This window comes from Bacillus paranthracis, from assembly GCF_001883995.1.
GTDB classification, from domain to species: domain Bacteria; phylum Bacillota; class Bacilli; order Bacillales; family Bacillaceae_G; genus Bacillus_A; species Bacillus_A paranthracis.
Genome location: NZ_MACE01000007.1, coordinates 1 through 213 on the forward strand (window position 1 = coordinate 1; position 213 = coordinate 213).

Annotated in this window: 1 rRNA gene; it reads right to left on the minus strand. The window is 36.2% G+C overall.

Annotation, left to right across the window (positions count from 1 at the left end):
- Positions 1 to 71, minus strand: a 5S ribosomal RNA gene (rrf, locus tag BAQ46_RS01680); the annotation flags it as partial.
- Between the last annotated feature and the right edge of the window lie 142 nt (positions 72 to 213).

Below are 213 nucleotides of genomic sequence, written 5' to 3' on the forward strand. Positions count from 1 at the left end.
TCGGCGCTAGAGAGCTTAACTTCCGTGTTCGGTATGGGAACGGGTGTGACCTCTCTGCCATCATTACCAGACATTATTCTTTTGAGACAATCATTATTATAACTTATTTTCTTTAAAAGTCAACAAGTTTTTTATGTTCTCTCAAAACTAGATAACATTGCTACATATTATATGGTTAAGTCCTCGATCTATTAGTATTCGTCAGCTCCACAT